Origin of the sequence: uncultured Thiodictyon sp., from assembly GCA_903837595.1 — a bacterium.
Taxonomy (GTDB): Bacteria; Pseudomonadota; Gammaproteobacteria; order Chromatiales; family Chromatiaceae; genus Thiodictyon.
In genome coordinates, this window is the sequence record CAILVI010000001.1 from 1 (window position 1) to 7,116 (window position 7,116).

Below are 7,116 nucleotides of genomic sequence, written 5' to 3' on the forward strand. Positions count from 1 at the left end.
CAGCGCCTCCGCCACATCATGGACCAAGTCGGACTGCTGAAACTGCCGCACCGAGATATTCACGGCCACATGCCAGGCCATATCGACCGGCAACAGGTCCTGCCAGAGCTTGGACTGACGACAGGCCTCGTTGAGCACCCAGCGTCCGAGCGCCACCATCAGTTCGCCCTTTTCCTCCGCGAGCGGGATAAAGACCTCGGGGGAGAGCAGACCGCGACGCGGGTGCTGCCAGCGCACCAGGGCCTCGACGCCGGCCAGGGTGTTGCTGGGCAGGTGGATGATCGGCTGGTAGTAGACCAGGAACTCCCCGCGCGCGAGCCCTTGGCGCAGGTCCACTTCCAGATCGATCCGCTCGCGGGCCGCCGTATGCATTGACGGCTCAAACTGGGCATACCCATGCTTGCCAATGTTCTTGACCCAATACATGGCCAGATCCGCATTGCCGAGCAGACTATCAACATCGTCCGTGGGGACGCTCTGGGCAATCCCGATGCTCGCCGTGACGCGGACCTCCCGCGCCGCGAGCGCGATGGGCTCCGCCAAGCGGGCGGCGATGCGCTCGGCCAGCACGACCGCCGCGCCTTGCGGCAGCACCTCCTCGACCAGGATCGCCAACTCGTCCCCACCCAGGCGCGCGACCGTGTCCGAGTCGCGGGCGCATTCGTGCAGGCGCTCGGCCACGATCTGCAACAGGGTATCGCCGGCGGCATGCCCGAGACTGTCGTTGATCGCCTTGAAGTCGTCCAGATCCAGATACAGCAGGGTCACACTCCCCTGGGAGCGCGCGGCACGGATCAGCGCATGCTCCACACGGTCCCGGAACAGGGTGCGATTGGCCAGCCCGGTCAAGGGGTCCTGGAAGGCGAGCTGACGTAGCCGCTGTTCGAGCCGGCGACGCTCGGTCACATCCCGGCTGTTCAACACCACCCCGCCCACGCTGCGATCCTCGGTCAGATTGGTGGCCAGGGTTTCGATGTCCCGCCAACTACCGTCGGCATGACGCAGCCGCCACTCGGTGGCCGCGGTGACCTCATGACTGGCGAGGACGCGCCGCAGAAAGCCGGCGGCATGGAGGCGATCCTCCGGGTGGAGCAGATCGAGCAGGGCGGTGTCGGTCAAGGCCGTCGGCGCCAGGCCCAACACCCGCTGCGCGGCGGCACTCACGAAGCGGATGCGCTGGTCCGGGCCCATCACGCTGATCACGTCGGATGAATGGCGCACCAGGGACGCGAAGCGCGCCTCCGTCTCACGGGTGGCCTGCGCCGCCCGCAGCCGCGCGACCTCCCGCGCCGCGACGGCTTGGCGGACCATGACCAGGATGGTAAGCACCGCCGCCGCGAGGATCAGCCCGCCCAGGGCGTCCCCCCAGTGCACATACGGGACCTCGGGCAGCAGCCCGAAGGTGACGAGCAGCAACAGCCCGTAGGCGGCGGCGACTGAGAGATAGGGCAAGGAGCCAACACCCCACCCCGGCTCGGACCGGGCGTCCGCGACCCGCACGCCGGCAGCGCCGACGCGGTATGCCAGGTAAGCCCCCACCATCATCAGGAAATAGGCGAGGTCATAGAGCGCATCGGTCAGCCCCCCCGCGGCATAGCTGCCGGCCAGGGTCTGGTAGGCAAAGCGGGTATCGGCCAGGAAAAAGCAGACCAGGCCCGCCACCAGCCAGCCGAGCGGCGCACCGCTGCGCCCGCGGCGACGCTTCAGCACCAGCGCGGCCACCGCGACCAGCAGCGCCGTGTCACCCAGCGGCGGGGCCTGGGTCAACACCAACTCGAGCATGCCGCCGTAGTGGACCTGGGCCATCGGTCGCAGCAGAAAGTACCAGACCAGGACCCCCACCCCGATCATGACCACGCAGACATCGAGCCAGAACTGGATGCGCTCACTGCGGCTCTCCAGCGGCCGGATGAAGCACAGCAGCCCCGCCAGCACCAGCGGGATGAAGCTCAAGTAGCCCAGGTCCGCGGGCGAGGGAAAGGGATTGACCCCGAGTAGGACCTCGTAGCCAAACCAGCAGAGGTTGCCAAGCCAATAGGCGAAGCAGCCCAAGGCCAGCAGTCGCCAACCCAGCCGTGCGCGACCGGTGAGCCCCGCGGACCGGGCGACCCGCCAGGTCAGGCCAGCGAGCGACAGCGACAGCACCAGGTCGGTCAGGTTGACGACGAGCGCAAGGCCTGCCTCGCCCCCCCAGCCGAACTGCATCCAGAGCAGACCAACGGCCAGCACGGCGGCGTTGAACGCCAACACCCAGGTGCCGGGGTCATCCAGGACCGGGGCGGCCCCTGGCAGCCGTCCGGGGGCAGTCAGCTGCCGAGCACAAATCGCAGACGGATCGGACATGATTCGGTCCTTCAATCCGATGGTAACCAGGGTGACTAAGTAGCCACGTTATCGTGCAAGTGTCAAGGGTTGGCCATGCGCTCAAGACCGCCCGGCGGCGTGGCGACGGCCGGGGTGTGCTGCGCCTCCCACTGTCGGCGAAGGTCCTGGATTTCGGGCAATATATCCATGAACAGACGCACGACAACTGGCTTTTTGTCGCCCAACCATCAACAGAGGGCTTCCCGACGGTGCCGCCACGCGTTACCTTGGCCTTACCCAGAACCTAGCGGCCCGACTCCGGTGCTAGACACACGGACCTTCAGGTGACAAGCCATGGCAAAAAAACCGACCACATCCAATAAGACTGCCTCCAAGGATAGCCGCGAGACCGGCCCCACCACGGATACGGCCGCGACGCCCCCCGCGCCGAAAACCGCGCCGGCGTCCCCAAGTGTCCCATTGCCACCCACCGAGCCGGTGGCGGAAGCGACCGCCGCGCCGGCCATGGCCGAGCCCCCGGCGCCAACACCAGCCAAGGCAGCGACGCGGGTGGCCCCAGCCGCGAAATCCGCGCCACCCCCGGCCCCGGCAGCCGCCAAGGCGACACCCGTTGGGGGGGGCGCGAAAACCGCAAAGACGGCGCCTGGCGAGCCTGCCCGTGCAGAGCAGGCGGCACCGAGCGTCGCGGCGGAGGCGCCGCCCACACCCATGGGACCCCCGAGCGCCATGGGTGCGGAGGGTGCCGGAGCGCCAGCCGTCAACGCGGTACCAACGGCGACGGCGCCAGCCGCCGAAGCGGTCATGCAAGCGGCTTCAGTACCTGTCGCCGAGCCGGCTGCCGAGCCGGCTGCCGAGCCGCCCGCCGCCCCCGCCGCCCCCGCGCCACAGCCCCTGTCCGGCTATCATCCGGAGCCCCATCCGCACCCCGCCCCGCCGCCGATGCACTACGAGCAGCGGCCGAGCCTGTATATCGTCCACATCACGCCGGAGATGGCGCCGGTAGCGAAGGTTGGCGGCCTGGCGGATGTCGTCTTCGGCATCACCCGCGAGCACGCTATCCGCGGCAACCATGTCGAAATCATCCTGCCGAAATATGCCAACCTGCGCTACGACCACATCTTTGAGCTGCACGAGGTCTATCGCGACCTGTGGGTGCCCTGGTACGGAAGCGCCATCCACTGCACCGTCTTCTTCGGTTTCGTCCACGGCCGCAAGTGCTTCTTTATCGAGCCGCACTCCCAGGAGAACTTCTTCAACCGCGGCACCATCTACGGCTTCGCCGACGACGTACTGCGCTTTGCCTTTTTCTCCCGCGCCGCGATCGAGTTCCTCTGGAAGGCCGGCAAGCACCCGGACATCATTCACTGCCACGACTGGCAGACCGCGCTGGTACCGGTCTTCCTCTACGAGATCTATCAGCAGCTCGGCATGACCCACCCGCGGGCCTGCCTGACCATTCACAACTTCATGCATCAGGGTCAAACCGGGGCCGAGTTGCTGCGCGCCACCGGACTGAATCAGCCGGAACGCTTCTTCGACTACCTGCGCATGGGCGACAACAACCATAAGGGGGCGCTCAATCTGCTCAAAGCCGGCATCGTCTATGCCAATTTCGTCACCACCGTCTCGCAGCGCTATGCCTTCGAGACCAAGGACCAGGGCCAAGGCTTCGGCCTGGAGCCGACCCTGCACACCCATCACATGAAATACGGTGGGGTACTCAACGGCATCGATTATGACGTCTGGAATCCCGAGGTGGATACCACGATCCCGGCGCGCTACGGCGTCGACTATCTCAATGGCAAGTACGACAACAAACGCGCACTGCGTCACCGGCTGATGCTGGCGGACAACGAAAAGCCCATCGTGTCATTCATCGGCCGACTCGACCCGCAAAAGGGCCTGGATTTGGTGCGCCATGCCATCTTCTATGCCCTGGAGCACGGGAGTCAGTTCGTCCTGCTCGGCTCCAGCCCCGACCAGGCGATCAACAACGACTTCTGGGCCTTAAAGCGCATGCTCAACGACAGCCCCGACTGTCACCTGGAGATCGGCTTTGACGAGGACCTGGCCCACCTGATCTATGCCGGCGCCGACATCATGCTGGTGCCGAGCCAATTCGAGCCCTGCGGCCTCACCCAGCTCATTGCGCTGCGTTACGGCACGGTGCCGGTGGTGCGCACCATCGGCGGCCTGGCCGACACCGTCTTCGATAAGGACCACTCAGACCGCCCGCTCGATCAGCGCAACGGCTACCGCTTCGACCACTACAATGCGGCGGGGCTCGAATCCGCCCTGGGCCGCGCCATCGACTGCTATTACCAATACCCGGAGCACTTCCGTGAGCTGATGAAAAACGGCATGCGCGCCGACTATTCGTGGAACCACCCGGGCCAGGACTACCTGAACATCTACGACTTCATCCGCGCGCGCTAGCGCGCTCGCCCACTCGCTCCCGCTCGTGGGCGAGTGGTCGCGGATCATGATCCCGGCCGCCGCCGCTCACCTGGCTCTCGTGACACCGCTCCCGCGGTGTCACGCCTGTGTCAGGCGTTCTGCGCAGGGAATTCCGGTGGCGGGAACGCTGATCAAGGCCCAATGAAAACCGACTAGGAAACGCATGAAGATCTATAACCTTTTCCCCCTGCTCGCCGGCCCCTTCGACGCCTGGGAACCGCATCTGAAGCGCGCCGCAGCCATGGGCTTTGACTGGGTGTTCGTCAATCCCATCCAGGAACTCGGACGCTCCGGCAGCCTCTATTCCATCGCCGACTATTTCGGTATCAACAAGGTCCTGCTGCGCCCCGGCTCCAAGCTCAGCCCGGACGATCAGGTCCGTGCCATGGCCAAGACCGCCGCCGCGCTCGGTCAATCACTAATGATCGACCTGGTCATCAATCACTGCGCCGAAGACAACCTGCTGGTCAGGACGCACCCGACCTGGTTCATGCACGAACACGGCCGGGTAGCCAATCCGTTCTGTATCGAGGAGAACGGTACCAAGGTCGTCTGGCGCGACCTGGCGCAATTCGACCACCAACAGGCACTGCAGCGCCCGGATGACCCGAATGGCCTGCTTGCCTATTATGTGCGCATCGTCAAACACCTCATCGGGCTCGGCTTTCGCGGTTTTCGCTGCGACGCGGCGTATCAACTCCCCACCGAGATCTGGCGCCAGCTCATCGCGCGGATCCGCCGCGAGCATCCCGACACCGTCTTCGTCGCCGAGACCCTGGGCTGCACCCCGGCCCAGACGCGCGACACTGCCTCGGCCGGCTTCGATGCCATCTTCAACAGCTCCAAGTGGTGGGACTTCCACGGCGACTGGCTGCTGGAGCAATACGAGGCGACGCGCCACATCGCCCCCTCCATCGGTTTCCCGGAGAGCCACGACACGCGGCGGATGTTCGAGGAATTCGAGGGCAACGTCGATGCCCTGCGCCAGCACTATCTATTCACCGCGCTGTTCGCCAGCGGCATCATGATCCCGATGGGATTCGAATACGGCTTTCGCAAGCGGCTCGACGTGGTCACCACGGTCCCCGGGGACTGGGAACAGCCCAATATCGATCTCACCGGCTTCATCACCCAGGTCAACGCCATCAAGGACCAGACGCCCACCCTGGCCGGCGAGGGCCGCATCGACCGGCTGGACTATCCTGACCCGTCCATCCTGGTGCTGCGCAAACAGGCCGTCAGTGGCCCCGGCCAAGCCCTGCTGATCCTGAACAAAGACCCCTGGAACCGCCAGCGGTTCTATACCGACGACCTGTACCGCCTGATCCAATCCCCAGGCCCCCTGCAGGACCTCTCCCCGGACTGGCCGATGCAAGACCTGCCGACCCCCTTCGAATTCTGGCTCGGCCCCGGCATGGCGCGCGTGCTGGTCGCCGCCCAGCCTTGATCATCGCTACGGCCACCGAGGCGGATCGGTCGGCCGGCAGGCCGCCCGACTGGGAGCGCCGCACCCCAGTGCGGCCCGGCCCATCGTCAAAACGCGACGCCGCGGCCGCTTGCGAGATCAGGCCGCACTGGGGTGCGGCGCTCCCAGTGGCCGGAGTGATGATGAAGGCCGGCGAACAAATTCATCGGCTACAATTGAACCTGACCAAGCGACCCAAGGCCGATGGCCTGGGCCTGGCGCCACCGGGTCTCGCGGCCTGGATCGCCGCTTTCCAACAACGGCAGGAGGAACACACCATGACTGGCATCGCCTACCCACCCGTAGAAATGGCCCTTGAGCACGTCAAGAGCTTCAACGCCCATCACCCGGAGGGGCTGGCCACCGGCGCCGAACCCGCCTTACCTGACGCGGTGAGCGAACTTCAGGCCGCGCGAGAGCAAGGCAAGCGCGAGGGTCTCGAAGAGGCCCTGGCCCGGCTCATCCGCAGCGGCATGAGCGAAGGCGAGGCGCGGCAGCTATTAGGGCTTTGAGGCACTGTCGGGTGCGGTGACCAAGAAGCCGCACCGCGGGCGGGTGGTACGCCCGTCCCGTGCGATGCCGAACACTGATCTGCGGAAAATTGGCACCTCGCCCGGCGACGCCATGAACCTAGGGGCACACCAAACCGCTCATTGACCTCGTATTCCATGATTAGCCAGACCCTCCTCGACCCCAAGAACGACTTCGCATCAAAGACCTGAGTGCCGATTCCGAGACCCGGCGACTCGCCTTCGTGCGCGAACGCGCCCTCCATGACGAGGTGACCGAACGCCGGGCCGAGCGAGAACAGGGCAGACGTGAGGGGAAACTCGAAGGCAAGCTCGAGGGTCTTCAAGACACCCTAGCCC

The 7,116-nt window shown here is 65.8% G+C and carries 4 protein-coding genes; 3 read left to right on the forward strand and 1 reads right to left on the reverse strand.

Annotated elements, in window-relative coordinates; translation table 11 throughout:
- Positions 1 to 2,343 (reverse strand): diguanylate cyclase (locus tag QZY44_RS00005; RefSeq protein ID WP_295440507.1); only part of this gene is annotated, 2,343 nt, incomplete at its 3' end.
- A gap of 315 nt (positions 2,344 to 2,658) precedes the next feature.
- On the opposite strand from QZY44_RS00005, the gene glgA reads away from it, so the two are divergent.
- The 3 genes from glgA to QZY44_RS00020 all read left to right on the forward strand — a co-directional run bounded on the left by glgA (position 2,659) and on the right by QZY44_RS00020 (position 6,759).
- Entirely contained in the window at positions 2,659 to 4,761 is a 2,103-nt protein-coding gene (gene glgA, locus QZY44_RS00010; protein ID WP_295440508.1) for a glycogen synthase GlgA, read from the forward strand.
- Between the two features lie 184 nt (positions 4,762 to 4,945).
- Positions 4,946 to 6,229 (forward strand): alpha-amylase family glycosyl hydrolase, encoded by a 1,284-nt coding sequence (locus QZY44_RS00015; RefSeq protein ID WP_295440510.1) that lies wholly within the window; start codon positions 4,946 to 4,948, stop codon positions 6,227 to 6,229.
- Positions 6,226 to 6,759: a hypothetical protein gene (locus QZY44_RS00020; protein ID WP_295440512.1), complete on the forward strand. Its 534-nt coding sequence runs from the start codon at positions 6,226 to 6,228 to the stop codon at positions 6,757 to 6,759. Before QZY44_RS00015 ends, QZY44_RS00020 begins: the two co-directional genes overlap by 4 nt.
- Positions 6,760 to 7,116: the final 357 nt, after the last annotated feature.

Bases quoted from the DNA above. Each gene is read 5' to 3' on its own strand.
- QZY44_RS00015 (WP_295440510.1), top strand. From the start codon at position 4,946: ATGAAGATCTATAACCTTTTCCCCCTGCTCGCCGGCCCCTTCGACGCC.
- glgA (WP_295440508.1), top strand. From the start codon at position 2,659: ATGGCAAAAAAACCGACCACATCCAATAAGACTGCCTCCAAGGATAGC.